Source organism: Phenylobacterium sp., assembly GCF_036402295.1.
In the GTDB taxonomy this organism is placed as follows: domain Bacteria; phylum Pseudomonadota; class Alphaproteobacteria; order Caulobacterales; family Caulobacteraceae; genus Phenylobacterium.
This window is the reverse complement of sequence record NZ_DASWTE010000223.1, coordinates 1-23833: the sequence shown is the minus strand read 5'-3', so window position 1 is coordinate 23833 and position 23833 is coordinate 1. Positions and strand designations below refer to the sequence as shown.

The 23833-nt window shown below is 69.8% G+C and carries 19 protein-coding genes; 12 read left to right on the top strand and 7 right to left on the bottom strand.

Going from position 1 to position 23833, the window contains the following annotated elements; genetic code table 11:
* Nucleotides 1-317 precede the first annotated feature (317 nt).
* Both VGD44_RS13875 and VGD44_RS13870 read left to right on the top strand, forming a co-directional pair.
* Nucleotides 318-3326: a TonB-dependent receptor domain-containing protein gene (locus VGD44_RS13875; protein WP_331088006.1), complete on the top strand. Its 3009-nt coding sequence runs from the start codon at nucleotides 318-320 to the stop codon at nucleotides 3324-3326.
* A 384-nt stretch (nucleotides 3327-3710) separates the two neighbouring features.
* A complete protein-coding gene (locus VGD44_RS13870; protein WP_331088004.1) occupies nucleotides 3711-6896 on the top strand; it encodes a TonB-dependent receptor domain-containing protein in 3186 nt (1061 codons plus the stop codon).
* A 65-nt stretch (nucleotides 6897-6961) separates the two neighbouring features.
* Here VGD44_RS13870 and VGD44_RS13865 read toward each other — a convergent pair whose 3' ends face one another.
* From VGD44_RS13865 to motA, 4 genes are all read right to left on the bottom strand, one after another.
* Entirely contained in the window at nucleotides 6962-7369 is a 408-nt protein-coding gene (locus VGD44_RS13865) for a DUF6491 family protein (protein ID WP_331088002.1), read from the bottom strand.
* 63 nt (nucleotides 7370-7432) lie between these two features.
* The gene (gene mnmD, locus VGD44_RS13860) at nucleotides 7433-9208 is read right to left on the bottom strand and encodes a tRNA (5-methylaminomethyl-2-thiouridine)(34)-methyltransferase MnmD (protein WP_331087999.1); all 1776 of its coding nucleotides are present in this window, start codon (nucleotides 9206-9208) and stop codon (nucleotides 7433-7435) included.
* Between the two features lie 71 nt (nucleotides 9209-9279).
* The gene (locus VGD44_RS13855) at nucleotides 9280-9480 is read right to left on the bottom strand and encodes a hypothetical protein (RefSeq protein ID WP_331087997.1); all 201 of its coding nucleotides are present in this window, start codon (nucleotides 9478-9480) and stop codon (nucleotides 9280-9282) included.
* A 236-nt stretch (nucleotides 9481-9716) separates the two neighbouring features.
* Nucleotides 9717-10586, bottom strand: a complete 870-nt coding sequence (gene motA / locus VGD44_RS13850) for a flagellar motor stator protein MotA (protein WP_331087995.1) — start codon at nucleotides 10584-10586, stop codon at nucleotides 9717-9719.
* A 109-nt stretch (nucleotides 10587-10695) separates the two neighbouring features.
* On the opposite strand from motA, the gene VGD44_RS13845 reads away from it, so the two are divergent.
* Nucleotides 10696-12012, top strand: a complete 1317-nt coding sequence (locus VGD44_RS13845; RefSeq protein WP_331087993.1) for an MFS transporter — start codon at nucleotides 10696-10698, stop codon at nucleotides 12010-12012.
* On the opposite strand, the gene VGD44_RS13840 is transcribed toward VGD44_RS13845, so the two are convergent.
* Entirely contained in the window at nucleotides 12009-13304 is a 1296-nt protein-coding gene (locus VGD44_RS13840) for a lytic murein transglycosylase (RefSeq protein WP_331087991.1), read from the bottom strand. The two genes, VGD44_RS13845 and VGD44_RS13840, sit on opposite strands and share 4 nt — an antisense overlap.
* A 165-nt stretch (nucleotides 13305-13469) precedes the next feature.
* On the opposite strand from VGD44_RS13840, the gene ykgO reads away from it, so the two are divergent.
* Both ykgO and VGD44_RS13830 read left to right on the top strand, forming a co-directional pair.
* Nucleotides 13470-13595, top strand: coding sequence for a type B 50S ribosomal protein L36 (gene ykgO, locus VGD44_RS13835; RefSeq protein WP_111513452.1), 126 nt, complete (start codon nucleotides 13470-13472; stop codon nucleotides 13593-13595).
* A 1-nt stretch (nucleotide 13596) separates the two neighbouring features.
* Nucleotides 13597-14202: an HAD family phosphatase gene (locus tag VGD44_RS13830; RefSeq protein WP_331087985.1), complete on the top strand. Its 606-nt coding sequence runs from the start codon at nucleotides 13597-13599 to the stop codon at nucleotides 14200-14202.
* A gap of 159 nt (nucleotides 14203-14361) precedes the next feature.
* Here the strand turns inward: VGD44_RS13830 and folE are convergent, their stop codons facing one another.
* Nucleotides 14362-14976, bottom strand: coding sequence for a GTP cyclohydrolase I FolE (folE, locus tag VGD44_RS13825; protein WP_331087983.1), 615 nt, complete (start codon nucleotides 14974-14976; stop codon nucleotides 14362-14364).
* Between the two features lie 129 nt (nucleotides 14977-15105).
* Here folE and VGD44_RS13820 point away from each other — a divergent pair, with 129 nt between their 5' ends.
* The 5 genes from VGD44_RS13820 (at nucleotide 15106) to VGD44_RS13800 (ending at nucleotide 19070) form a co-directional block, all read left to right on the top strand.
* The gene (locus tag VGD44_RS13820) at nucleotides 15106-15375 is read left to right on the top strand and encodes a DUF2312 domain-containing protein (protein WP_331087981.1); all 270 of its coding nucleotides are present in this window, start codon (nucleotides 15106-15108) and stop codon (nucleotides 15373-15375) included.
* The gene (locus tag VGD44_RS13815; RefSeq protein ID WP_414694658.1) at nucleotides 15372-15692 is read left to right on the top strand and encodes a hypothetical protein; all 321 of its coding nucleotides are present in this window, start codon (nucleotides 15372-15374) and stop codon (nucleotides 15690-15692) included. Before VGD44_RS13820 ends, VGD44_RS13815 begins: the two co-directional genes overlap by 4 nt.
* Nucleotides 15693-15728: 36 nt before the next feature.
* Nucleotides 15729-16577 carry a hypothetical protein gene (locus tag VGD44_RS13810; RefSeq protein ID WP_331087979.1) on the top strand — a complete coding sequence of 283 codons (849 nt, stop codon included), beginning with the start codon at nucleotides 15729-15731 and terminating at the stop codon, nucleotides 16575-16577.
* 172 nt (nucleotides 16578-16749) lie between these two features.
* Nucleotides 16750-17331 (top strand): hypothetical protein, encoded by a 582-nt coding sequence (locus VGD44_RS13805; RefSeq protein WP_331087977.1) that lies wholly within the window; start codon nucleotides 16750-16752, stop codon nucleotides 17329-17331.
* Nucleotides 17332-17381: 50 nt separating this feature from the next.
* A complete protein-coding gene (locus VGD44_RS13800; RefSeq protein ID WP_331087975.1) occupies nucleotides 17382-19070 on the top strand; it encodes an amidohydrolase in 1689 nt (562 codons plus the stop codon).
* On the opposite strand, the gene VGD44_RS13795 is transcribed toward VGD44_RS13800, so the two are convergent.
* Complete coding sequence (locus VGD44_RS13795) at nucleotides 19067-20539, bottom strand: sigma-54 dependent transcriptional regulator (RefSeq protein ID WP_331087973.1); 1473 nt, start codon at nucleotides 20537-20539, stop codon at nucleotides 19067-19069. The genes VGD44_RS13800 and VGD44_RS13795 overlap by 4 nt on opposite strands.
* Nucleotides 20540-20786: 247 nt before the next feature.
* On the opposite strand from VGD44_RS13795, the gene VGD44_RS13790 reads away from it, so the two are divergent.
* Together VGD44_RS13790 and VGD44_RS13785 are read left to right on the top strand one after the other, a co-directional pair.
* Nucleotides 20787-21431 carry a hypothetical protein gene (locus tag VGD44_RS13790; RefSeq protein WP_331087971.1) on the top strand — a complete coding sequence of 215 codons (645 nt, stop codon included), beginning with the start codon at nucleotides 20787-20789 and terminating at the stop codon, nucleotides 21429-21431.
* Nucleotides 21432-21507: 76 nt separating this feature from the next.
* Nucleotides 21508-23625 (top strand): PQQ-dependent dehydrogenase, methanol/ethanol family, encoded by a 2118-nt coding sequence (locus VGD44_RS13785; protein WP_331087969.1) that lies wholly within the window; start codon nucleotides 21508-21510, stop codon nucleotides 23623-23625.
* Nucleotides 23626-23833 lie beyond the last annotated feature (208 nt).

Genomic DNA, 23833 nt, shown 5'->3' with positions numbered 1-23833 from the left:
GAGGACCCGTCCTTCGCCCGCCTCGACCTGAACTACGATCCGTTCACGGGCAACGCCTTGGGCCGGACATTCAAGCTGTCGATGAAGAAGCGCTTCTAGAAGCGTCACCATAACCGAACTTCGAAGGCGTCGCCGGGTGACCGGCGGCGCCTTTTCCTTGTGAAGCCTTGGATTTCCGATGCTTTTGGGACATCGCCGTTTTTCCAAACATCGGTATCTTTTTTGGCCGAGCCGTTGAATCATGGCCTTGGTTCCCGGGCGGCGGACCCGCGCATCAGACGCGGGCCGTGGGACCTCGGGAGGGAAGGAACAAAGCCATGAACAAACGCAGTCAGTTCTGCGGCGGCTCGTTATTGGCCGTCGCTGTCGCCATGGGCCTCGCCGCACCGGCCGCCGCCCAGGCCCAGTCCTCGAGCGCTCCGTCCGAGGTCGAGGAAGTGATCGTCACCGGCTCGTTCATCGCCGGCACGCCCGAGGACGCCGCCATGCCGGTGGACGTCATCGGCGCCCAGGATCTCCAGAAGCAGGGTTCGCCGACCACGGTGAACCTAGTCAAGAACCTCACCGCCGCCCAGAGCTCGATCGGCGAGTCCAACCGCTTCCTGGGCACGGCGGCCGGCGCGGCCACGGTGAACCTGCGCGGCTTCGGCTCGGCGCGGACGCTGGTGCTGTTCAACGGCCAGCGGATGGCCAACTCGCCGGCGGCGGTGGCCATCGAATCGGTGGACATCAACTTCATCCCGAACATCGCCATCGGCCGGATCGAGATCCTGCGCGACGGCGCCGCGGCCACCTACGGCTCGGACGCGGTGGGCGGCGTGGTCAACTTCATCACCCGCAAGGACCTGGACGGCTTCGAAGCCACCGCCAACTACACCCACATCGACGGGTCGAAGGGCGACTATGACGTCAGCCTCGCCCACGGCTGGCAGTTCGACCGCGGCGACGCCCTGCTGACGGCCACCTACCGCCGCCGCAGCGAACTGCGCACCACCGACCGCGACTGGGCGCTGCGGCCGTTCGCCGAGAACAACTTCGGCGGCTGGTCGACGGCCTCGAACCCCGGTGTGTTCCAGACGGGCACGGCGGCGCAGCTGGCGTCGGGCACGTTCAGCCAGTCGTTCCTCGACAACGGCTGCACCGAGATGGGCGGCGTGCTGGTCAACGCCGCCAACCCGGCCGCCGGCTGCCGCTTCCAGTTCACCCAGTTCGACAACCTGGTGAACGAGGAGGACCACTACCAGGTCTTCGGCCAGGTCAACTTCGAGCTCACCGACGACTGGAACTTCCACGGCGAGGTGCTCTGGGCCCGCCACACGGTGGACGCGGAGCGGGTGTCGCCCGCGCAGTCGACAACCCAGTTTCCGACGCCGATCCTGGCCTCGGGCGGATCGCCGGGCGGCGGGACGTCGCCCTACCCGGCGGTGGGCCTGAACCAGCAGTCGCGCTTCTACATCCCGGCCAACAACCCGGGCCTGCAGGCCTACCTGGGCGTCCCGGCCAACTGCGCGGGCGCCAGCGCCGCGATCTGCGCCAACGCGCTCGCCAACGGGGTGATCACCTCGCAGACCCTCTGGCGGCCGGAGGGCTACGGCGGCAATCCGCTGTTCGACCACGGCGCCGACCAGCAGCGCCGCTCGGCCACCGCCTTCCGCGTGGCGGGCGCGTTGCGCGGCAAAGTGTGGAACGACATCGGCCTTTCGTTGTCGGCCACCTACCAGCGCAACCACGGCGAAGGCGGCGCCGGCCCCGACATCTCGGTCACCCGCCTGCAGCTTGCGCTGCGCGGCCTGGGCGGCCCGGGCTGCAACCCGGTGAGCGGCGCGCCCGGCCAGGGCGGCTGCATGTGGTTCAACCCCTTCGCCAACGGGTACGCGGGCAACCCGGCGCTGGGCCTGGACAACCCGTTCTTCAACTCGAACGTCCAGAACAACAAGGATCTCTTGAACTGGCTCCGTCAGCCGCTGGTGGCCGACACCTACACCGAGCTGGCGGTGGGCGAGGCCGTGTTCAACGGCGAGCTGCCCATCGAGCTGCCGGGCGGCGGCATCGGCTGGGCCGTGGGCGCCCAGTGGCGCTACGATCGGCTGCAGGTGAACGTGCCGGACTTCTACGACATCAACGCCACGCCCTGCGTCGACAGCGTTCCCTTCGGCGACGGCCTACCAACCTGCTCGGGCGGCACCGGGGCGCACACCTTCTACTCGGCGGTGCAGGAGATCGACATCGACCGGACGGTGACCTCGCTGTTCGGCGAGGTGAAGATCCCGTTGTTCGACAACTTCGAGATCACAGGCGCCATCCGCTACGAGGAGTATGGCGGCTCGGTGGGCTCGACCACCAACCCGAAGATCGCGGCGCGCTGGCAGGTGGTGGACTGGCTGGCGCTGCGGGGCTCGGCGGGCTCGACTTTCCGCGCGCCGCTGCAACGCGACGTGACGCCGGGCTTCGTGCGCAACCTGGCGCAGTTCAACCTGCCGGGGGTGGGCTCGCTGTACCGGCCGGTGCTGACCAACAACAACCCGAACCTGAAGCCCGAGACGGCCGACACCTACAACGTGGGCGTCATCGTCAATCTCGGGAACTTCAAGGCCACGGTGGACTACTTCAAGTTCAAGTTCAAAGACGAGCTGACCAACGAGACGGCCGCCGCGATCGTCTCGACGATGTTCCCCAGCGCCGCGCCGTCCACCTGGCAGTGCTCGAACGCCACGTTCCGCCAGCGCTTCTCGTTCTCGGACGACGGCAACGCCGCCACCGACGATTGCACGCCGGCGAAGCTGCTGGGGGTGACGGCGAACCTGATCAACGGGCCCAGCGTCGACACCTCGGGCATCGACTTCCAGGCGACCTACGTCTTCCCGGAACTGGCCTGGGAGGGCGACGTGACCCTGGGCGTCGAGGGCACTTACACGATCGAGTACAAGCGGGGCGCGCTGGTCACCCTGGACGGCTTCACCATCGCCCCGGCGCTGGATCGGGCGGGCAAGTCCGAGCTGCTCAGCGCCTTCTACTCGTACCCGGAGCTGCGGGGGAACGCCTACGTGCAGTTCAACCGCAACGGCCACAACCTGCGCTGGACGACGCGGTACAAGGCGGGGACCGACAACATCGTCGGGGCCTCGATCCTGAAGACCAAGGACGAGATCACCCACGACCTGATCTACACCGGCACGCTGCCCTGGCGTGACGTGCAGGTGACGGCCGGCATCGTGAACATCTTCGACCGCGACCCGCCGTTCACGCGCAGCCAGTACAACTACGATTACACGAACGCCTACTTCCTGGGCCGGACCATCCAGCTCGGGGTGAAGACCCGCTTCTAAGCGACCTGGAGAGCGCTCCGCCTGCGGGCGGAGATGTGAGGGGCGCCGGCCATGCCGGCGCCCCTTTTCCTTATGCCGCAAGGGGTTGCCGAAACTCGCCGACCGGAGGTCGGTGTGTATCCCGCGGGCAATGCCCAGCACACCGTAAATTCCCTAGCGCCAGAGTGATCAGAGGTAACCTATCGGGGCCCCAAACCTCTGACCTGACTGGGGATTCCAAAATTTCCCAAGCCTTTTAGTAACATAGGTACGGTTCGCAATTGCGGTACGTTTCCGCCGCGGAATTTGCTGGCGTGAAAGGAAAAGTCGACGGATCATCGCTCCGCCACGGGCCTTCCAACCACGCACGCGAGATGCGGGGGGAACCCGAGGGGGAGGAAAAGCATGATCAAGCGCAGGTACTTCTGCGGCGGCTCTGTCTTGGCCGTCGCTCTAGCCGTTGGCCTTGGCTCGCAGGCGACGGCCCAGACCCAGACCAGCGAAGCGTCCGAGGTCGCCGAAGTGGTGGTGACGGGCTCGTACATCGCCGGTACGCCCGAAGACGCCGCCCTGCCGGTCGACGTGCTGTCGGCCAAGGATCTCGAGCAGCAGGGCTCGCCAACGATTGTCCAACTGGTCAAGACCGTCACGGCTTCGCAGTCGGCGCTGGGCGAGTCCAACCGCTACAACGGCGGGGCCGGCACCGCGACCATCAACCTGCGCGGCTTCGGCGCGGCGCGGACGCTCACCCTGATGAACGGCCGCCGCCTCGCAGACAGCCCGGCGGCCGCTTTCCAGGGCGGCGGCGCGAACCTGAACTTCATCCCCACCGCCGCCGTCGGGCGGATCGAGATCCTGAAGGACGGCGCCGCGGCGACCTATGGCTCGGACGCCATCGGCGGCGTGGTCAACTTCATCACGCGCAAGGACCTGGACGGGCTGGAGGTCGATGGCGAGTACGCCGTCATCGACGGTTCTGACGGCGACTGGAACGCCAACGCCGAGTGGGGCAAGGTCTTCGACAACGGCAACGTCCTGCTAACGGCCGGCTACCGCCACCGCTCGCGCCTCGACATCCACAAGCGCGACTTCGCGCTGCGCTCGTTCGACTTCGCCGGGCCCGCGGGCACCGCGGCGGGCTTCACCGGCGCCAGCAATCCGGGCTTCTTCAGTGTCGCCGGCGTGGCTGGCACGACCTTCCGCGACAACGGTTGCCAGGAGCTGGGCGGGACGCTCACCAACGCGGTGACCTTCCCGAACCCCCTGGCCGGCCAGCCGAACCAGGGCGCGACGGTCGCAGCGGCCGTGCCGGTGGGGCCGCTCAACCCCGCCAGCGCCGCGTCGACCTGCCGCTTCCAGTTCTCGAACTTCAACGACCTGGTGAACGAGGAAGACCACTACAACGTCTACGGCGAGGTCAACTTCGAGTTCTCGGAGGCCCTGCGCTTCCACGGCGAGGTCGCCTGGACGAAGAACGACGTGCCGGTCCAGCGCCTGTCGCCGGCCAACCTGACCGCCCAGTACCCGTCGCCGGTGTCGGTAGGCGGCACCTCGTTCTCGCCGGCGACGCCGTCGGGGGCGAACCTGTCGGTGCCGTTCAACGTGCCGGTGAACAACCCCGGCCTTGTCGCCCTGCTCAACGACTGCCGCTCGCCGCTCACCGCAGCCCAGTGCGCGGCGATCCGGACGGCCGCATTCAGCGCGAACCCGGCGCAGCCCGGCGCGCCCGGCGGCGCCCGCGGCGTCGACATCTCGCAGCTCGGCTGGCGGGCGGTCGCCTTCGCGGGCCACCCCACGAACCCGGACAAGGCTGACCACCAGTCGATCGTGAACGAAGGGTACCGCATCTCGGGTGGGTTCAGCGGCGAGGTGTTCGGCGGATGGAAGTACGACACCGCCGTCACCTACATGGAACAGAAGAACACCTCGAACACCAACGACCTGCTGGTGCGCAACCTCCAGCTGGCGCTGCGTGGTTTCGGGGCCAAGGCCGACGACCCGGCCGGCTGCACCGCCACCGAGACCAACAACTTCACGACCGGCGCGGGCAACGCCGCCCTGGGCTGCTACTTCTTTAATCCCTTCACGAACGGCGTGCCGGTGAGCGCCGTCAACGGTGCGGCGAATCCGTTCTCAAATCCGGCCGTGACCAATGATCCGCAGGTCGTGAAGTGGCTGTACGGCAACTACACGAACGTCCTCACCAACCAGCTGCTGGTCGTCGACGCGGTGGTCTCGAAGGAGCTGCCGATCGAGCTCCAGGGCGGGCCCGTGGCGTTCGCCGTCGGCGCCCAGTACCGCTATACGCGCGAGCTTCGGAAGTACGGCGCGCTGTTCAACGCCGACGAGAACCCCTGCCCCGACCGCGCTTCCTGCGCCGACGAGACCGGTCCGCTGGAGTTCTTCGGCTCGAACACCGACCGCGACGACGACGCCAACGTCAAGGCGCTGTTCGGCGAAGTGCAGATCCCGGTCCTCGACAACTTCAACATCAACGTGGCCCTGCGCTACGAGGACTACCAGGGCAACATCGGCTCGACGACCAACCCGAAGGTCGCCGCCAAGTGGCAAGTCACCGACTGGCTCGCCGTCCGCGGCAGCGCCAGCACCACCTTCCGCGCGCCGCCGGTCGGCTTCACGCTGAACGCCTGCAACAACGGCGTGCGGATCCTGGGCGCCTCGTACCGGGCGTTCCAGAGCTGCGGCAACCCGGACCTGAAGCCCGAAAAGGCCGACACCTTCAATATCGGCGCGATCCTTGAGGTGGGCGGCTTCTCCGCGACGCTCGACTACTTCGACTTCCGCTTCAAGGACGAGATCATCGAGGAGTCCTCGTCCCGAATGTTCGCTACCATGTTCCCGGCCGGCACTGCCGTGAACTGTGGCGCCCCGGCATTTGCGGCCCTGCAGGCGCGCTTCACGTTCACGGGCGCCGGCTGCGGCGCGAACAACATCGCGCGCCTGCGGAACTTCATCATCAACGGCCCGCGGACCGACACTTCCGGCCTGGAGTTCCGCGCCCAGTACGACTGGGACGGCTGGTACGACGCGCATTTCGCCGTGGGGGTCGAGGCGACCTACCTGATCGAGTACAAGCGGGGCGCGGTGAAGCTGCTCAACTCCGACATCTCGATCGCGCCGGCCGAGGATCGGGCGGGCCAGAGCGATGGGCTGAACGAGTTCTTCTCGTATCCCGAGATCAAGGCCAACGGCTTCCTCGCAGCGGTCCGCGGGCCGCTGTCGCTGCGCTGGCAAGTCCGCTTCTCGGAGGGCACCTCGCCGGCCTTCGGCTCGCCGGCGTTCATCCACACGCCCAACGATTCGGCGACGGTCACGGCGGCGGCGTGCCCGACCCAGGGGGGCTTCGCCTGCGCGGGCCGCACCCTGACGCCGGTCGGCAAGTCCAAGAACTACTGGCAGCACGACCTGGTCGTCCGTTGGGAAGCGCCTTGGGACACCGTGCTCACGCTCAGCGTCCAGAACGTCTTCGACAAGGACCCGCCGTTCGTGCCTGGGCCCTACAACTACGACATCAGCCAGGGCAACCCGCTCGGCCGCGTCTTCGAGTTCGGCGCGAAGAAGCGGTTCTAGCGACGTTCTAGAGGGGAGAGCGCGGAGGGGGCGTCGGGCGACCGGCGTCCCTTTCGCGTAGCGCCTCAGGGCCGGGCGTGTTTGGGCAGGGCCTTGGCCTCGGCCTCGGACAGCTTGCGGATCGACTGCACCGCGCAGCGCTGCGGGCCGATCGACGTGGGCGCGATGATCTCGGCGTCGAGGCCGGTGCAGATGTAGCTGGAGCCGCGCGAGCGGATGGCGATGCTGTTCGACCAGTCGATGTCGTGACAGCGGCCGAACATCTGCAGCTGGTAGACGTCCCGCACGCCGACCCGGATGTTGACGATGCGGTCGTCGTTCGAGGCGAAGCTGTTCACCTGGCGGGTCCAGAAGCACTGGCGCTGGGGCTTCGCGCCGGGCTCTTCCGGCGACTTGGCGAAGGTGGGCGCAGTGGCGCTTCCGGCCAGGAGGCCGGCGGTGGCGATGACGGCGAGGGTGGACTTGAACCGCATGACGAAGATCCTCTTGCCCCGGACTTCTCCCCGACCTGCTGGACTATAACGCGCAGCAGGCTGTCAGGAAGCTGAACGGCGCGCGGCGCGGCGAGCGAAGCGCTCGGGGGCGATCAGGTCGGCGGCGGCGCGCGCGAGCGGCGACGGCGCGCCGAGCGCCAGCGCGGCGACGTGCTCGGCCAGCAGCGGCGCGAACGAGAAGCCCCGCGAGCCGAACCCGGCGAGGACGAAGATCCCGTCGGGTCCCACGGGGCCCGCCACCGGCAGGCGGTCGGGCGTGACGGCGCGGACCGAGGCGCGACCTTGCAGGGCGTCGGGGTCGATCCGTGCGGCGAGGCCGGGCAGGGCGACGGCGAGGGTCTCGAGATTGCGGTGGTGGTCGGCGGGCCGCAGGTCGGTCTGGGCGTCGTCGCGGTCGTGGGTGGCCCCGAACAAGAGGCCAGCGGGCGTTGGCAGCACATAGCCACCCCAGGCGGCGGCGCTTGTCGTCGCGCCGTCGGTGGTCCAGCTCGCCTGGCCGCGCACGGGCTGCAGGGGCAGGCCCTCGACGAGGTCGCGGGAGGCGAGCGCGGCGGCCACGACCACGGCGTCGGCGGTGAGGATCTCGCGACCCTCGGCGTCCAGCAGCCGCCAGCCGCCGGCCGCGGGCCCGAGGGCGGCGACGCGGGCGGGGACGACCGGGCCGGTCCAGGCGTCCAGGATCGGGCCTGGCTGGACAACGAGAGCGCCGGTCTGGTCGAGCGCGGCGGGCGCGGGTTCGCCGAGGCGCGCGGCGGTTTCGTCGGGCGCGATGAGGGCGAGCGCGCCGGGCTCGAAGAGGTCGGAGGCCGCGATCTTCGCGAAGCGACCGGCGTCGCGTTCGCCGGCGAGTTGCAGGACGCCGCGGGCAAGGACGGCGGCAGGGAGGCCGGCATAGAGGCGGGTGGCGCGGGCGAAGACCTGGGCGAACAGGGCGGCGGCGTCGCCGAGGCCGACGTCGAGGCGCGGCGTGACCAGGGCGGCCGGATTGCCTGAGCCGCCGGAACCGGGCGCGGCGTCCACGACTACCGCCTCGCCTCCGAGGGCCCGGACAGCACGGGCCGCGGCGGCCCCGGCGATGCCGCCGCCAACGATGGCGATCTTGCGGGGCGGCGGATCCGTGACCTCGCCCGGCAGGTGGGCTTCCAGCCGTTCGCGCTTGCGGCCGAAGCCCGGTCGCTTGTCGACCGCGAAGCCGGCGGCGGCGAGCCCGCGGCGGACCTGGCCGGCGACGGTGAAGGTGGCGGCGCGCGCGCTAGGCGCCGAGCGGGCGGCGACCAGGGCCAGGACCTCATCGGTCCACATGCCGGGGTTGGCGGCCGGCGCAAAGCCGTCGAGGAACCAGGCGTCGGCCGCGCCTGACCAGTCCTCGAGCGCGGGGACCACATCCATCACCGCCAGGTCGAGGGTGGCGCAGAGCTCGGGCAGGTCCACGCGGTGGCGGCCCCGGGCGCGCCCGGGCCAACGGGCGGTGAGCAGTCCGGCGATCTCCGCGAGCTCGGGCCAGCGACTTAGCGCGCGGGCGGCGTCATCGGCGGCGATCGGATGCGCCTCGACCGAGAAGACGTGCAGATGGCCGTCCGGGGGCCGGGTGTCGCGCCAGAGCTGGAGGAGGGCGGTGACGTTCAAACCCGTGCCGAAGCCGAGCTCGCCCACGACGAAGCGGCGGCGGCCGGTCCAGGCCTCGGGCAGGCCGCAGCCCTGGAGGAACACGGCGCGGGTCTCGGCCAGCCCGTCCTCGGCGGAGAAGTAGACGTCGCCGTACAGGCGGGAGCGCGGCTGGCCGTCTTGGGTCCACGTAAGCGGGCTGTCCGCCGCCATCGGCTATTCCACAAACAAGAAGGGCCGCCCCAGAGGGCGGCCCTTCCGTATCGCTTTGAGCGAAAAGAAGCTTACTTCTTTTCCGGCTCGGCAGCCATCGGCGCGGCCGGAGCGGCAGCGGCGTCGGCGGCCGGAGCAGCGGCGGCGTCGGCGGCCGGAGCGGCGGCGGCGTCGGCGGCCGGAGCTTCAGCGGCCTTCTCTTCTTGCTTCTGGCAAGCGGCGAGCGACAGCGCGGCGGCGGCGGCCGCGACAGTGATGAGCAGTTGCTTCATGATCCCTAGTCCTCTGATCGGTGTGTCAGGCGCCGGACGTTCCCGCCATCAGAAACGGCAAGCCGGCCCCGACGCACGCGTAGGCATACGCCTCACGCAGCCGTGATAGCAAGCGCAAAACTCACGGGTTTGTGATCACTTTTTCAACCTTTGCCATAGCGCGCAAGGGGCGCCGAGGACCTGCAGGTCCTGGCCGCGGCAGAGGAGAAACTGTGGAGGGCGCGGTTTTCCCGCGGTTAGCCTTCGGCCGGGATGTTCGAGAGGGCCTCTTCCAGCTCCAGGAAGCTGGGCTGGGAGCCGGACGGAACGTTGCCACGGCCGATCTCGACCGAGATCTGGGCGGCGTTGCCATGCAGGTGGGCCACCAGCACCGCCTGGATGATGCGGTAGAAGGCGCCTTCCTCCTCGATCACTTCCTTCATGCGCGTGGCGAAGGGGCCGACCATGCCGTAAGCCAGGAACACGCCCAGGAAGGTGCCGACCAGCGCCGAGCCGATCATCTCGCCCAGGATCTCCGGGGGCTCGGTGATGGCGCCCATGGTCTTGATGACGCCCAGCACGGCCGCGACGATGCCCAGCGCCGGCAGGGCGTCGGCCAGGTTCTGCATGGCGTGGGGCGGGCCCAGCGCCTCGTGATGGTGCTTCTCGAGCTGCTTCTCCATGGCGTCCTCGACCTGGTGGGGGTCCTCGAGGTTCATGGTCATCATCCGCAGCGTGTCGCAGATGAAGTCGATGGCGAAGTGGTCCTTCATCACCTTGGGGAAGCGGGTGAAGATCGTGGATTCCTTGGGGTTCTCGATGTGGCTCTCGAGCGCGATCACGCCCTTCGACTTCATGGTCTTGGTGAGCAGGAACAGCAGCGAGAGCAGGTCGCGGTAGTCCGAGGCCTTCCACTTGGGCCCGGCGAACACCTTGGCCATACCGCCCATGGTGCCCTTGATCACCGGCATCGAGTTGGAGATCAGGAAGGCCGCGATGCCCGCGCCGCCGATCGCCATCATCTCGTGGGGCAGGGCGTGCAGGATCACGCCCATGTTGCCGCCGGAAATGATGTAGCTGCCGAACACGAGGCCGAACAGCAGCACGAGACCGATAATCTGGAACATGGACTCCCCCGGGAAGGCGACCGGGATCATCGCCGTTAATGCTTAATGGCCAGTGATCGTGGGGGCTTGGGGGTTTGCGGCGCCGCTGGCAGCCCTTAAGGCGGGGGCGATGTCCAGTGCGGCCCAAGCCCTCCCCCGCCGGTCGTTCGCGATCATCTTCGCCGTCTCGGCGGCGACGGCCATGGGCAATACGGGGCTGATCTCGGTGCTGCCGGCCATCGGCCGCTCGATCGGCATCGCCGACTTCATGGTCTCGGGGATCTTCTCGCTTTCGGCGCTGCTCTGGGCGTTCTCGTCGCCCTATTGGGCGCGGGCGTCGGACCGGTACGGGCGCAAGCCCCTGATGCTGGTGGGTCTGGCAGGCTTCATGGCCTCCATGGCGCTGTGCGGGGTGGTGGTGAGCGCAGGCCTCAACCACCTGGCCCCGCCGCTGGTGATCTTCGGGCTCTTCCTGCTGGCGCGGGCGCTGTTCGGCCTGTTTGGGGCGGCTTCGAACCCCGCCACCCAGGCCTACGTGGCCGAGCGCACGCCGCCCGAGAACCGCACCCAGGCGATGGCCAGCCTGGCCGGCGCGTTCGGCCTGGGCACGGTGATCGGGCCGTTCCTGGCGCCCCTGTTCGTGTTCCCGGTCGTGGGCTTGGCGGGGCCGCTGTTCAGCTTCTCACTGATCGCGCTCGCCATGCTGTTCATCGTCTGGCGCTACCTGCCCGACCAGAAGGTTCCGCTCGAGGCCCAGCGCCCGCGCCGTCCCATCGTCGGCGGGCCAAGGGAGCGCGGCCTGTGGCGCGACCCGCGGATCACGCCCTTCCTGGTCTACGGCTTCATCGTCGCCACCTGCCAGACGGCCCAGGCCCAGACCCTGGGCTTCCTGATCATCGACAAGCTCGGCAAGTCGCCCGTCCAGGCCCAGGGCTACATCGCGACCGCCATGATGTTCGGGGCGGTGGCCGGCCTGCTGGCCCAGTGGGGCCTGATCCGCATGTTCGAGATGACGCCGCGGCAGCTGCTCCGCTGGGGCGTCGGCGTGGCCGGGCTGGGCAATCTGATCGTCGCCCTGGCGCCCGGCGGGGACAAGGGATTCTACGTCCTGGTGGCAGGTTATGCGGTCTCCAGCCTCGGCTTCGGCTTTGCCCGGCCGGGTTTCACGGCGGGCTCGTCCATCGCCGTGGGCATCGACGAGCAGGCGCGGGTGGCGGGGGCGATCGCGGCGGTGAACGGGATCAACGTGATCTTCGCCCCGGCGTTCGTCTTCCTCTACCAGCACTTCGGGCCGCTGCCGTTCCTGGTCAACACCGCGCTGATGGCGTGGATGCTGGTCTACGCCTTTCGCAACACCGCTCTGAAGAACGCCGACCCCAAGCCCGCCACCCGCGAGGCGGCGACCGCGGCGACCATCGAGAAGAGCGACGAGGGCGGGGTCAGCTAGCCGGCCGGCGTGGCGGCGCTCACCGCTTCCTCGCGCAGGCGCCGCACCATGTCGGCCGAGAGGTAGCCGTCGGCGGTGAGGCCGCGGGCCTTCTGCCATTCGCGGAGCGCCTTGCGGGTGCCCATGCCGACGACGCCGTCGGGCTGGCCGGGATCGAAGCCCAGGGCGGTCAGCGCGCGCTGGGCGGTCATCCGGTCGACCAGGCTGAGCGGGGTCTCCTGCGGCCACGGACGGACCGTAGGGCCGCGGCCGGCGAAACGGTCGGCCAGGAGGCCGACGCCCAGCGCGTACGACAAGCTGTTGTTGTACTGGCGCAGCGCGAAGTGGTTGGGGAACAGCAGGAACAGCGGTCCGTTCGCACCGGCGGGGGCCACGAACTGCGCCTTGGCCTCGGCGTCGGCGGCGGGCCAGGGCAGGCCGTCGGCGCGCTTCACGCCCTTTTCGGCCCACCAGCCCGGCGTCTCGCGCGGGCCCTCGGTGAGGCTGAAGTCGAAGCCGGGCGGGACGGTCACCTCGCGGGCCCAGGTCTGGCCGCGCACCCAGCCGGCCTTGGCGAGCAGGTTAGCGGCCGAGGCCAGGGCGTCGGCGCGGCTGGCCCAGATGTCGCGGCGGCCGTCGCCGTCCTGGTCGACGGCGGTGGCGAGGAACGTCGTCGGGATGAACTGGGTCTGGCCCATGGCGCCCGCCCAGCTCCCGCGAAGACGCGCGCGCGGGTGCTCTCCAGACTGGATGATCTTCAGCGTGGCGATGATCTCGCCCTCGGCCCAGTCGCGGCGGCGGCCCTGGGCGGCCAGGGTGGCGAGTGCGCGCAGGGTGTCGTTGTCGCCCTGGATCGAGCCGAAGCCGCTCTCCAGCGCCCAGACGCCCAGCAGGATGTCGCGCGGCACGCCGTACTTCGCCTCGATGGCCGGGAACTCGGCCACGTCGGTGTGGCGGCGCTGGCCGATGGCGACCCGGTCGGACGTCACCACGCCCTTCAGGTAGTCGCCGATGGGCTTGGAGAACTCGGGCTGGCGGGAATCGAGGCTGGCGACGCGAGGATCGGGCCTGAGGCCCGCCATCTCGCGGCGGAACACGGCGGGCTCGATCCCGGCGGCGACCGCGCGGGCCTCGAAATCGGACGCCCACTGGTCGAACACCAGGTCGCCGGAGGCTGTCGGCGGCGTAATGGTGGCCTGCGCCGGCTGCGCGGCCTGTTCGGCGGCGACGGGGGCGAGCGCCGTCGAGGTGGGCGGCGCGGCGGGCGAGGCGCACCCGGCGAGGAGAAGCAGGAACGAAAGACGACGACGCATCCGACTAAAACTAGAGTGCGTTGCGCGCGGCCCCAATCAAATCGGCGTCAGGAGGTTGTGACGGAGCGCGGCGCCCCCAGGTTGACTTGGCCGCGGTCGCCCCGTATATGCGCGCGCTCTTGTTCGCCAACCGGCCGCCTGCGGCCCGCTTGAAGATACGGTCCCATGAAGGTCAGAAGCTCGCTCAAGTCGCTCAAGACGCGCCACCGCGACTGCAAGCTCGTGCGCCGCAAGGGCCGGGTCTACATCATCAACAAGACCGACCCGCGCTTCAAAGCCAAGCAGGGCTGACGTGCCGCCCAGGGCGCTGCTCTGGGACTTTGGCAACGTCATCGTCCGCTGGAATCCGCGGACGCTCTACCAGAAGATCTTTCCCGAGCCGACCGATTGCGACCGGTTCCTGACGCACGTGTGCACCATGGCGTGGCACGCGCCGACGGACTGCGGCGTCACCTTCGCCGAGAACTGCGCCGGCCTGGCCGCGCGGCATCCCGAGCACGAAAGCGCCATCTGGGCCTGGCATCGCCGCTGGCCCGAGATGTTCTCAGGGCCGATCCCCGAGACCGAGGCGGCCATCGAGGCCCTGCACGCCAGGGGCGTGCCCCAGTACGGCCTCTCGAACATCAGCCATGAGACTCTCGACTCGACGCTGGCCATGAGCCCGGCGTTCGCTCGGCTGGCCGGCGTGGTGGCCTCGGGTCTTGAAGGTGTGATGAAGCCGGACCCCGCCATCTACCGGCTGGCCTGCGAGCGGTTCGGCCTATCGCCCGCCGACGTCCTGTTCGTGGACGACAGCGCGAAGAACATCGCGGCCGCGGCGGCCCTGGGCTTCGACGTCCACCACTTCACCGACCCGGCGGCGCTCGCGCCTGCCCTGGAGCAGCGCGGCCTGATCTAGGCCTTGGCACGCCGCGTGCAGCACCAGACCTGAAGGCGCCGGAACTGTCCCATGCAGGCCCGGCATCCCTGCCGAGTATACCGCCCGCCCGGCCTCTCTCCCCGGGCGAGCTTCTAGGACCCCCCGCCAGAGCCCGGCGGGGGGTTTTCCTTTGCGCCATCAATCCCCGTTGCGGACCAGGTCGAAGAACTCCTGGCGGGTGCGGGGGTCGTCGCGCACCGCGCCCAGCAGCGAGCTGGTGGTCAGCCGCGAGCCCGGCGTGTTCACGCCGCGCATGGTCATGCAGCTGTGCTCGGAGACGATCACCACGCCGACGCCCTTCGGCTTCAGGATGTCCTGGATCGCCTCGGCGATCTCGGCCGTGAGCTTCTCCTGGATCTGCAGCCGCCGCGCGAAACCGTGGACCACGCGCGCCAGCTTGGAGATCCCCACCACCCGGTCGTTCGGCAGGTAGCCCACGTGGGCCGTCCCTAGGAACGGCAGCATGTGGTGCTCGCAGAAGCTGACCACGCGGATGCCGCGCAGCAGGACCAGTTCGTCGTACCCGCCCACCTCCTCGAAGGTGCGCTCGAGGTAATCGCGCGGGTCGGCCTCGTAGCCCGAGAACAGCTCGCGGTAGGCCTTGATCACCCGTCGCGGCGTGTCGAGCAGGCCCTCGCGGTTGGGGTCGTCCCCGGCCCACTCGATGAGCGTGCGGACGGCGGCCAGCGCCTCGTCCTCGGTGGGCCGCGTGCGATGGTCCGGGCGATGCTCCGTACGGTGTTCGTGGGTCATGATCCCCTCCGCGTCCATCCGCCTCAACGGATGGCGTGCAGCGAAGGTTCAAGGCGGGTGACACGGGAGGAGTGGATGAGTAGGTTCCGCGCCTTTCCGCACCTCCCCATCTAGCTTAAGGGCTTGTCCATGGCCGACGACGCTTCCGCCCATCCCGACGTCCTGAACGCGACCGCGCAGGGCCAGCTCAAGAGCATCATCGAGCGCATCGAGCGGCTCGAGGTGGAGAAGGCCGAGATCGCCGAGCAGATCAAGGAAGTGTTCGCCGAGGCCAAGGGCAACGGCTTCGACGTGAAGGTGCTGCGCAAGGTGGTCCGCATCCGCAAGCAGGACCGGGCCAAGCGGCAGGAAGAGGAAGCCATCCTCGACCTCTATCTCTCGGCGATCGGAGAGATTTGAAGCGCAAGCCTCCAGTCTCGCCTCTGGAGGCCCGCAAGGCGGCGACCAAGCGCGCCGCCCTCAACGCCCTGAAGCGCGCCCGCCGGACCGCCGACAAGGCGGGCGTGGAGCTCTCCGACTGGGAGGGCGAGTTCCTGAGCGAGGTGACCGACCGGGTGAAGACCTATGGCCGCGCCTTCGGCGACCCCGAGAAGGGCGCGCCCGGCGAGGCGCTCTCGGCCCTGCAGACGGTCAAGCTCAAGGAGATCGCCGCCAAGGCCAAAGGCGAGAAGAAGGAACTCAAGCGCCGGCCGTTCCGACGCAAGACGGGGGACTGAACCCACGCAACTCGCGATTCACCATCCGCTTTCACGATGTATTGGCCCTGCTCGGGCCTACTGGGCCTCGTGTTCGGACCTCGTTTCTCCAAGGCGGCCTTCGGGGCCAGGGCGGCGGCGGCCGGCCTTGTACTGAGCCTGCTCGCCGGCCCGACGCTGGCGGAAGAGATGACGCACACGCGTCTCGCCTCGATCATGGACGGCGTCTTCGGCCGCGGGGCCTGGCGCATGACGGGCGGCTACCGCACGCCGGAACGCGAAAACGAGCTGCGCGCGCAGGGCGCCAAGACCGTGCGCCCCGGTGGAATGTCGCGCCACTCGCTGGGACGGCCGGGCGCGCCGGGGGCTTACGACGTGGTGGTCGACGGCATGAGCCCGGGCGAGGCGGCCAACCGCCTGCGTCAGGCCGGCGCGCCGTTCGCCCGCTACCAGCCGAAAGGGACCCACGGGACCCAGGGCCCGCACCTGCACCTCGAGCCCTACGGCTTCGGGCCGACGCCAGGCCCACAGTTCCAGATGGCTGCGAACCGCCAACCCAAGGTCGAGGAAGGCCGCCGGCGCTCGGTGACCCTGGTGTTGCCGGCGACGAGCGCGAAGGCGCTGGCGGCCTATCGCCAGGAGCTTGCGCGCCTGCAGAACGACGCCGAGCAGGCGAGCCCCGAGGCCCAGCTGGAACTCGGCCGCGCCTATGCCCTGGGCTACATCGTGGCCCGCGACTTCGCGACCGCGCAGTCCTGGCTGGACGCCGCCGCGGCGAACCCAGACGCAGACGACGATACCCAGGCCGCGGCAAAGGTGGCGCTCGTCGAGGTGACGGCGCTGCTCGAGGCCGAACGCGCCCAGCAGCCCGCGCGCATCGCCCGGCTCAGGGCCAGCGCCGACTAGCGCCACTTCCGTCGGCCCGAGCAGGCTCGCGAGCAGTTCATCGACCCTCATGATCTTTTGGCCTGGTTCGTGCATAGTGGCGCTCGTGTTGGGGGCTCGGTCCACTCGCGCGCGCGCCGCTCTGGCCGGTATCGCGCTCAGCCTCCTCGCCGGCGCCGCGCCGGCGGAGGAGATGACGGACTCGCGGCTGTCCTCGGTCATGGACGGGGTGTTCGGCCGCGGCGCATGGCGAATGACTGGCGGCTACCGCACGCCTGAGCGGGAGAACCAGCTGCGTGCGCAGGGCGCGAAGACCGTCCGGCCGGGCGGCACATCACGCCATTCGCTGGGCCGGCCGGGGGCCCCAGGCGCCTACGATGTGGTGGTGGACGGCATGAGCCCCGCCGCCGCGGCCGAACGCCTTCGCCGGGCCGGCGCCCCGTTCGCCCGCTACCAGCCCAAGGGCGCCCATGGGAACCAAGGCCCGCACCTGCACCTGGAGCCCTACGGCTACGGGTCGTCGTCTCGGAGGTTCCGGGGCGAGCTCTGGACGGTCTCGGCCGGGTCCGTCGTCGCTGAGGGCCCCGCGAAGGCCCTCGTCATCACCCTGCCCGCCGCGACTCCGCGGACACTGGCTTGGTTCAGAAAGGCGCCCGCCCGGTCGCAGGACGACACCGGCGCCGTGGCCGACACGGACGAAATCACGGCCCTGCTGAAGGCCGAGCCGGCTCGGCAGCCCGAGCGCCACGCCGGGCTGAAGCCCGCCGTCGACTGATGACATCGCGCACCTGACCGCTACTCTCCGGTGAAACGGGAGGGGCGGCCATGGGACCAGCGAGCCGGCGGGCATTCCTGGGCGGTGCGGGCGCGGCCTGGTCCGGCGCGGCGCTGGCGGCGATAGCGCCCGACGAGCCCGACCTGGTGGTGTTCAACGCCAACGTGCTCACCGTGGACCCGAAGCGGCCCAAGGCGCAGGCCTTCGCGGTGAAGGGCGAGCGCTTCACAGCCGTCGGATCCAACGACGACGTCCGCTCGCTGATCGGCAGGCGGACGCAGGCCTACGACGCCCGCGGCATGACTGTGGTCCCCGGCTTCATCGACACCCACAACCACCCGGTCGGCGACGTGCTGCTCTACGAGGTGCTGGTGGGCAATCCATTCGAGGTGGAGTTCGTCACCATCGACTCCATCGTGGACAAGCTCGCCGCCAAGGCCCGCACCCTGCCGCCGGATACCTGGGTCTTGGGCCACTTCCACGACGACACCAAGCTCAAGGACAAGCGCCAGCTCACCATGGCCGACCTCGACCGGGTCTCGCGCGAGCATCCGGTGGTGGTGAACCACCGCGGCGGCCACACCGCCTTCTACAACAGCCGCGCCTTCGCCCTGGCCGGCGTGACCAAGGCGACGCCGAACCCGCCGGGCGGCACCTACGACCGTGACGCCGCGGGCGAACTCACGGGCCGCGTCACCGACACGGCCATGGACGTGTTCGACAACGTCGGGAAACGGCCGACCTTCTCGCCGGAGGAGACGGCGCGGCGCGCCCGCGACGGGCTGGCCCACATCTCCCGCGAGTTCGCCCGCTACGGCCTGACGACCGTGCATCACCAGGGCGGTGACCTGGCGGCGCTGCAGGACGTGCGCGCCCGCGGCGACCTCAAGCATCGGGTCAGCTACGAGCCGATCGGCCCGGTGCTGGACGCGATGATCCGCGCGGGCCTCAAGACCGGGTTCGGCGACGAGTGGATTCGGCTGGGCGCCACGTTCGAGCACCTGGTCGACGGCTCGTTCTCGGAGCGGACGCTGGCCTGGAGCAAACCGTTCCCGGGGCGGACGCCGCCCTACTACGGCAACCTCGTGGAGGACCAGCCGACCTTGGACGCCTGGGTCGAGCGGGTGCATCGCGCCGGCATCGACGTGAACTGCCATGCCAACGGCGACCGGGCGATCGCCAGCACGCTGACGGCGATGGAGCGGGCGCAGAAGCTGTTCCCCAGGCCCGAGGCGCGCTTCAAGCTCACCCACTGCACGCTGGTGAACCCGGACCTGGTGCGCAGGATCAAGGCGCTGGACGCCACGCCATCCTGTTTCACCACCTACGCGTACTACAACGCCGACAAGTTCAGCTTCTACGGCGAGGAGTTCATGAAGAACGCCATGGCCTTCCGCAGCTTCCTGGACGCCGGCGTCAACGTGGCGGCGGGGTCGGACTTCTATCCCGGCCCCTTCGCGCCGCTGATGGGCATCCAGGGGATGGTCACGCGCACCGGCTGGAATGGCGAGACCTGGGGCGCGAACCAGCGGATCACGGCGGCCGAGGCGCTGCGCGTGAACACCTACAACGGCGCCTATGCGAGCCGCGAGGAGGCGCAGAAGGGGTCGATCGCGCCCGGCAAGCTGGCGGACTTCGTCGTGCTGGCCGACGACCTGACGACGATCGCGCCGGAGAGGATCAAGGACATCCAGATCGTCCGCACCGTCACCGGCGGGACGACGATGTATCAGGCCTAGGCGGCGGCCGCGTCGGCGTCGTTCTCCCCGCCCTTCACCAGCCCCTCGAGGCCCTGTTCGCGGACCTTGCGGTAGAGGGTGGAGCGGCCGATGCCGAGGCGGCGGGCGACCTCGCTCATGTGGCCGGCATAGATCTCGATGGCCAGCTGGATGAGGTCGCGTTCGATCTCCTCCAGGGTGCGCAAGTGGCCGCGGTGATCGAGAATGCGCACCGGCGACGGCGCGCCGAGCTCGGCGGCGGGCTGGGCCGGCGCCGCGGCGGCCGGTTGCGCCATGGGCTCCGGCGGCGGCACGGCGACGCCCGAGATGGCCGGGAAGTCGTAGGGTTGCAGATAGGGCGCGTCGGCCAGCACGATGGCGCGGTAGACGGCGTTCTCCAGCTGGCGGACGTTGCCGGGCCAGTCGAAGCCGGTCAGCACGGCCAGGGTCTCGGGCGCGGCGCCCACCACGGCCTTGCCTTCCTCGACATTGAAGCGGCGCACGAAATGGTCGACCAGCGCCGGGATGTCCTCGCGGCGGTCGCGCAGGGCCGGAGCCTCGATCGGATAGACGTTCAGCCGGTAGAACAGGTCCTCGCGGAACAGGCCTTCCTTCACCGCCTGGGCCAGGTCGCGGTTGGTGGCCGAGACGATGCGCACGTCGACCTTGACCGCGCGCTTGGCGCCGACCGGGTCGATCTCGCTCTCCTGCAGGGCGCGCAGCAGCTTGACCTGGATGTCCAGCGGCAGCTCGCCGACCTCGTCGAGGAACAGGGTGCCGCCGTTGGCCTCCTGGAACTTGCCCAGGTGCTTGTCGGTGGCGCCGGTGAAGCTGCCCTTCTCGTGGCCGAACAGGATGCTCTCGACCAGGTTCTCGGGGATGGCGCCGCAGTTCACGGCCACGAACGGCTTGCCGGCGCGGTCGGACGAGCCGTGCACCGCCCGGGCGATGACCTCCTTGCCGACCCCGCTCTCGCCGGTGATCAGCACCGGGATGCCGGACTTGGCGGCCCGCTCGCCGAGGCGGCGGACCATGTTCATGGCGGCGCTCTCGCCGACCATGTCGGCGAAGGTGGTGCGCCCGCCGGCGTGCTTCTTCAGCCGCTCGACCTCGCCCTTCAGCGCGCCCATGGACAGGGCGTTGCGGATCGAGACGATGATCCGCTCGGGCGAGGCGGGCTTGACGAAGAAGTCGCAGGCGCCGGCCTGCATGGCCTGGACTACGGTGTCGATGCCGCCGCTGGCGGTGACCACGATCACCGGCTGGGAGAAGCCGCGGGCGCGGATCTCGGCCAGGGTCTCGTGGCCGCTCATGCCGGGCATGACCAGGTCCAGCAGCACCACGTCGGCGGGCGCGCCGGATTGCAGCCGCGCGATGGCGGCTTCGCCGCCCTCCGCATGGACGACGGCGAAGCCCTCGCGTTCCAGGACCGCCTGGATCAGCCGCCGTTGTGTCGGATCGTCGTCGACGACGAGGACCGTTTTGGCCATTCGTACACCCACACCCTCAAAACCCCGGCGCTCGCCTCTTTGAACGAGCCGCTTGTTGACCCGGATTGATACAGCTCTCCGGTAAAGGCGGAGTTTCGGAGTCCTGAGTCGGGGGTTAACGCGGGCGAGCGTCCCCCGGTCCCTGCAACCTATGCGAATCCGAACTGCAGGGGTTCACGCCTGGACGGTTTGCCGCGACCGCGGGCGCAGCTAGACCTTTGTCGAGCCGCCGGGAAGGAACCCGCCAATGTTCGTCGGTCACTACGCCGCCAGCCTCGCCGCCAAGGCCGCCGAGCCGCGCGCCCCGCTCTGGTCCTACGTCATCGCCGCCCAGGCCATCGACATCGGCTGGGGCGCCCTGGTGATGGGCGGCGTCGAGAAGGTGCGCATCGACCCGTCCCTGCCTGGCAGTCCGCTCGACCTCTATCACATGCCCTACACCCACAGCCTGCCGGCGGTGGCGCTGTGGTCGGCGGCGGGCGTCGGCCTGGCGCGGGCGCTGAAGCTGCCCTGGCGGGCGGCGGCGATGATCGGGGCGGTGGTGTTCTCGCACTGGATCCTCGACCTCCTGGTGCACCGCCCCGACCTGGAACTGTGGTTCGGCGACGGCAAGGTCGGCTTCGGGCTCTGGAACTATCCCGTGCCCGAGCAGGCGGTGGAGATGGGCCTGCTGGCCCTGGGGGCGGCGGCCTGGGCCTGGAGCCGCGGCGGCGCGGCGCGGAGCCTGTGGCCGGTCCTGGCCTTCGTCGCCGCCCTGGCGGCCGTGCAGATCCTGGCCATGGTCCTGCCGCTGGGCGAGAACCCGGTGCAGATGGGGGCCAGCGCCATCACGGTCTATCTGGTGATCGGCGCCCTGGCCTGGCTGGCCGATCGGCGGCCGGGCCTGACCTAGCGGCGCCCTTGCCCGCGCGGCCCCGCCGCGCTTAGTTCGCCCAAAGCCGCGTTTGAACGGCGTTGGGAGGCGTGAGATGAAAAGCTGGAAGCTGGCGGCCGTGCTGGCCGCGGCGGCCCTGGCCACAGCGTGCGGCGGCAAGCCGGGCGCGGTCGACGGCGAGCGGATCGCCGCCGCGGCGCCGGGGGAATGGCTGTCCTACGGCCGGACCTATGACGAGCAGCGCTTCAGCCCGCTGGACAAGGTCAACACCGGCAATGTCGCCCAGCTGGGCCTGGCCTGGTCGTACCAGTTCGACACCGACCGCGGCCAGGAAGCCACCCCGATCATGGCCGACGGGGTGCTCTACACCACCACCGCCTGGTCCAAGGTCTACGCCTTCGACGCCAAGACCGGCGCGCTGAAATGGGCGTTCGACCCCAAGGTCGCCGGCGAGAAGGCGTTCGACGCCTGCTGCGACGTGGTGAACCGCGGCGTCGCCCTGTGGAAGGGCCGCATCTATGTCGGCGCCCTCGACGGGCGGCTGATCGCCCTCGACGCGGCCACCGGCGAGAAGGTGTGGGAGGTGCAGACCACTGACACCTCGCGCCCCTACACGATCACCGGCGCGCCCCGGGTGATCAAGGACAAGGTGCTGATCGGCAACGGCGGCGGCGAGTACGGCGTGCGCGGCTACCTGTCGGCCTATGACGCGGCCAGCGGCAAGCTGGTCTGGCGTTTCTACACCACGCCCAATCCGAACGGTCAGCCGGACAACGCCGCCTCGGACAAGGTGATGAAGGAGAAGGGCGCGGCCACCTGGTTCGGCCAGGGCTGGAAGGAGAGCGGCGGCGGCGGCACGGTCTGGGACGCCATGGCCTATGATCCCGAGCTCGACCTGCTCTATGCCGGCGTCGGCAACGGCTCGCCCTGGAACCACGTCAAGCGCTCTGACGGCAAGGGCGACAACCTGTTCCTGTCCTCGATCCTGGCCCTGAAGCCCGACACCGGCGAATATGTCTGGCACTACCAGACGACGCCCGGCGAGACCTGGGACTACACCGCCACCCAGCACATCATCCTGGCCGACCTGACCGTCGCCGGCGCGCCGCGCAAGGTGCTGATGCAGGCGCCGAAGAACGGCTTCTTCTATGTGCTGGACCGCGCCAACGGCGAGCTGATCTCCGCCCAGCCCTATGTGCCGATCACCTGGGCCAAGGGGGTCGATCCAGCCACCGGCCGGCCGATCGAGAACCCCGGCGTGCGCTATGTGGACAAGCCTTCGCTGCAGGTGCCGGCGCCGTTCGGGGCCCACAACTGGCATCCGATGGCGTTCAATCCCAAGGAAGGGCTGGTCTACATCCCGGCGCAGGTGGTGCCGTTCGCCTATACGCCGGACCACGGCTACACCTATCGGCCGGGCGCCTGGAACGTCGGCACCGACTTCCTGGCCAACGCCCTGCCCACCGACAAGGCGGTGCTGGCCGGCCTCAAGGCGATGATCAAGGGCCAGCTGATCGCCTGGGACCCGGTGGCGCAGAAGGCCCGCTACACCATCGACCACCCGTTCTTCTGGAACGCCGGCGTGCTGACCACGGCCGGCGGCCTGCTGTTCCAGGGAGCCGCCGAGGGCCAGTTCTCGGCCTATGACGCGGCCAGCGGCAAGAAGCTGTGGAGCTACGAGACCGAGAACGGGGTCATCGCCGCGCCGATGACCTATGAGCTGGACGGCGAGCAGTACGTCGCCCAGATGGTCGGCTATGGCGGGGCCGGCGCGCTGTCGGCGCCGTTCGTCCTGCCCGACCGGCCGCGGCTGCCCGGCCGGCTGCTGGTGTTCAAGCTGGGCGGCAAGGCGACCATCGCCCCCTATCCCAAGCCCGAGAAACTGGACGTCGACCTGACCGGCGTCACCTCGAGCGGCGACGCCAAGCGCGGCTTCGCCCTGTTCCACCAGAACTGCCAGGTCTGCCATGGGCCGAACGCCACCGGGACCTACCTGCCCGACCTGCGGCGCTCGCAGATGCTGACCTCGGCGGAGGCGTTCAAGTCGGTGGTCATCGACGGGGCCCTGGCGCCCCGCGGCATGGCCGGCTTCTCGCGCTTCTTCGACGCCCGGGGGGCCGAGGACCTGCGGGCCTACCTGCTCACCGAGGCCCGGGGCGCCGCGACCGCGGCCGTCCCGCCGGCCAAGGGCGGGCCGCCGCCGAAGACCTAGGGGGGTCCCGCGAAGGGCGGGGAGAGGGACGCGGACCTTCTCCTCTCACCCCGCCGGGACTTCAGGCGTTGGCGAGGCCAGGGCCGTGTTGTTATGCTCCGCGCATGACACCGGTTACCAAGTTCGCCCTCGCCGCCCTCGCCCTGGTCATGCTCGCCGCCGCCGGGCCGGCGCCGGAGCGCATCGCCCTGTGGCCCGGCCTCGCGCC

What these genes read in the sequence shown, in the direction of transcription:
- VGD44_RS13875 (WP_331088006.1), top strand. Translation starts at nt 318, where the DNA reads ATGAACAAACGCAGTCAGTTCTGCGGCGGCTCGTTATTGGCCGTCGCT.
- VGD44_RS13870 (WP_331088004.1), top strand. Translation starts at nt 3,711, where the DNA reads ATGATCAAGCGCAGGTACTTCTGCGGCGGCTCTGTCTTGGCCGTCGCT.
- VGD44_RS13865 (WP_331088002.1), bottom strand. Translation starts at nt 7,369, where the DNA reads ATGCGGTTCAAGTCCACCCTCGCCGTCATCGCCACCGCCGGCCTCCTG.
- mnmD (WP_331087999.1), bottom strand. Translation starts at nt 9,208, where the DNA reads ATGGCGGCGGACAGCCCGCTTACGTGGACCCAAGACGGCCAGCCGCGC.
- VGD44_RS13855 (WP_331087997.1), bottom strand. Translation starts at nt 9,480, where the DNA reads ATGAAGCAACTGCTCATCACTGTCGCGGCCGCCGCCGCCGCGCTGTCG.
- motA (WP_331087995.1), bottom strand. Translation starts at nt 10,586, where the DNA reads ATGTTCCAGATTATCGGTCTCGTGCTGCTGTTCGGCCTCGTGTTCGGC.
- VGD44_RS13845 (WP_331087993.1), top strand. Translation starts at nt 10,696, where the DNA reads ATGTCCAGTGCGGCCCAAGCCCTCCCCCGCCGGTCGTTCGCGATCATC.
- VGD44_RS13840 (WP_331087991.1), bottom strand. Translation starts at nt 13,304, where the DNA reads ATGCGTCGTCGTCTTTCGTTCCTGCTTCTCCTCGCCGGGTGCGCCTCG.
- ykgO (WP_111513452.1), top strand. Translation starts at nt 13,470, where the DNA reads ATGAAGGTCAGAAGCTCGCTCAAGTCGCTCAAGACGCGCCACCGCGAC.
- folE (WP_331087983.1), bottom strand. Translation starts at nt 14,976, where the DNA reads ATGACCCACGAACACCGTACGGAGCATCGCCCGGACCATCGCACGCGG.
- VGD44_RS13820 (WP_331087981.1), top strand. Translation starts at nt 15,106, where the DNA reads ATGGCCGACGACGCTTCCGCCCATCCCGACGTCCTGAACGCGACCGCG.
- VGD44_RS13810 (WP_331087979.1), top strand. Translation starts at nt 15,729, where the DNA reads ATGTATTGGCCCTGCTCGGGCCTACTGGGCCTCGTGTTCGGACCTCGT.
- VGD44_RS13805 (WP_331087977.1), top strand. Translation starts at nt 16,750, where the DNA reads ATGACGGACTCGCGGCTGTCCTCGGTCATGGACGGGGTGTTCGGCCGC.
- VGD44_RS13800 (WP_331087975.1), top strand. Translation starts at nt 17,382, where the DNA reads ATGGGACCAGCGAGCCGGCGGGCATTCCTGGGCGGTGCGGGCGCGGCC.
- VGD44_RS13795 (WP_331087973.1), bottom strand. Translation starts at nt 20,539, where the DNA reads ATGGCCAAAACGGTCCTCGTCGTCGACGACGATCCGACACAACGGCGG.
- VGD44_RS13790 (WP_331087971.1), top strand. Translation starts at nt 20,787, where the DNA reads ATGTTCGTCGGTCACTACGCCGCCAGCCTCGCCGCCAAGGCCGCCGAG.
- VGD44_RS13785 (WP_331087969.1), top strand. Translation starts at nt 21,508, where the DNA reads ATGAAAAGCTGGAAGCTGGCGGCCGTGCTGGCCGCGGCGGCCCTGGCC.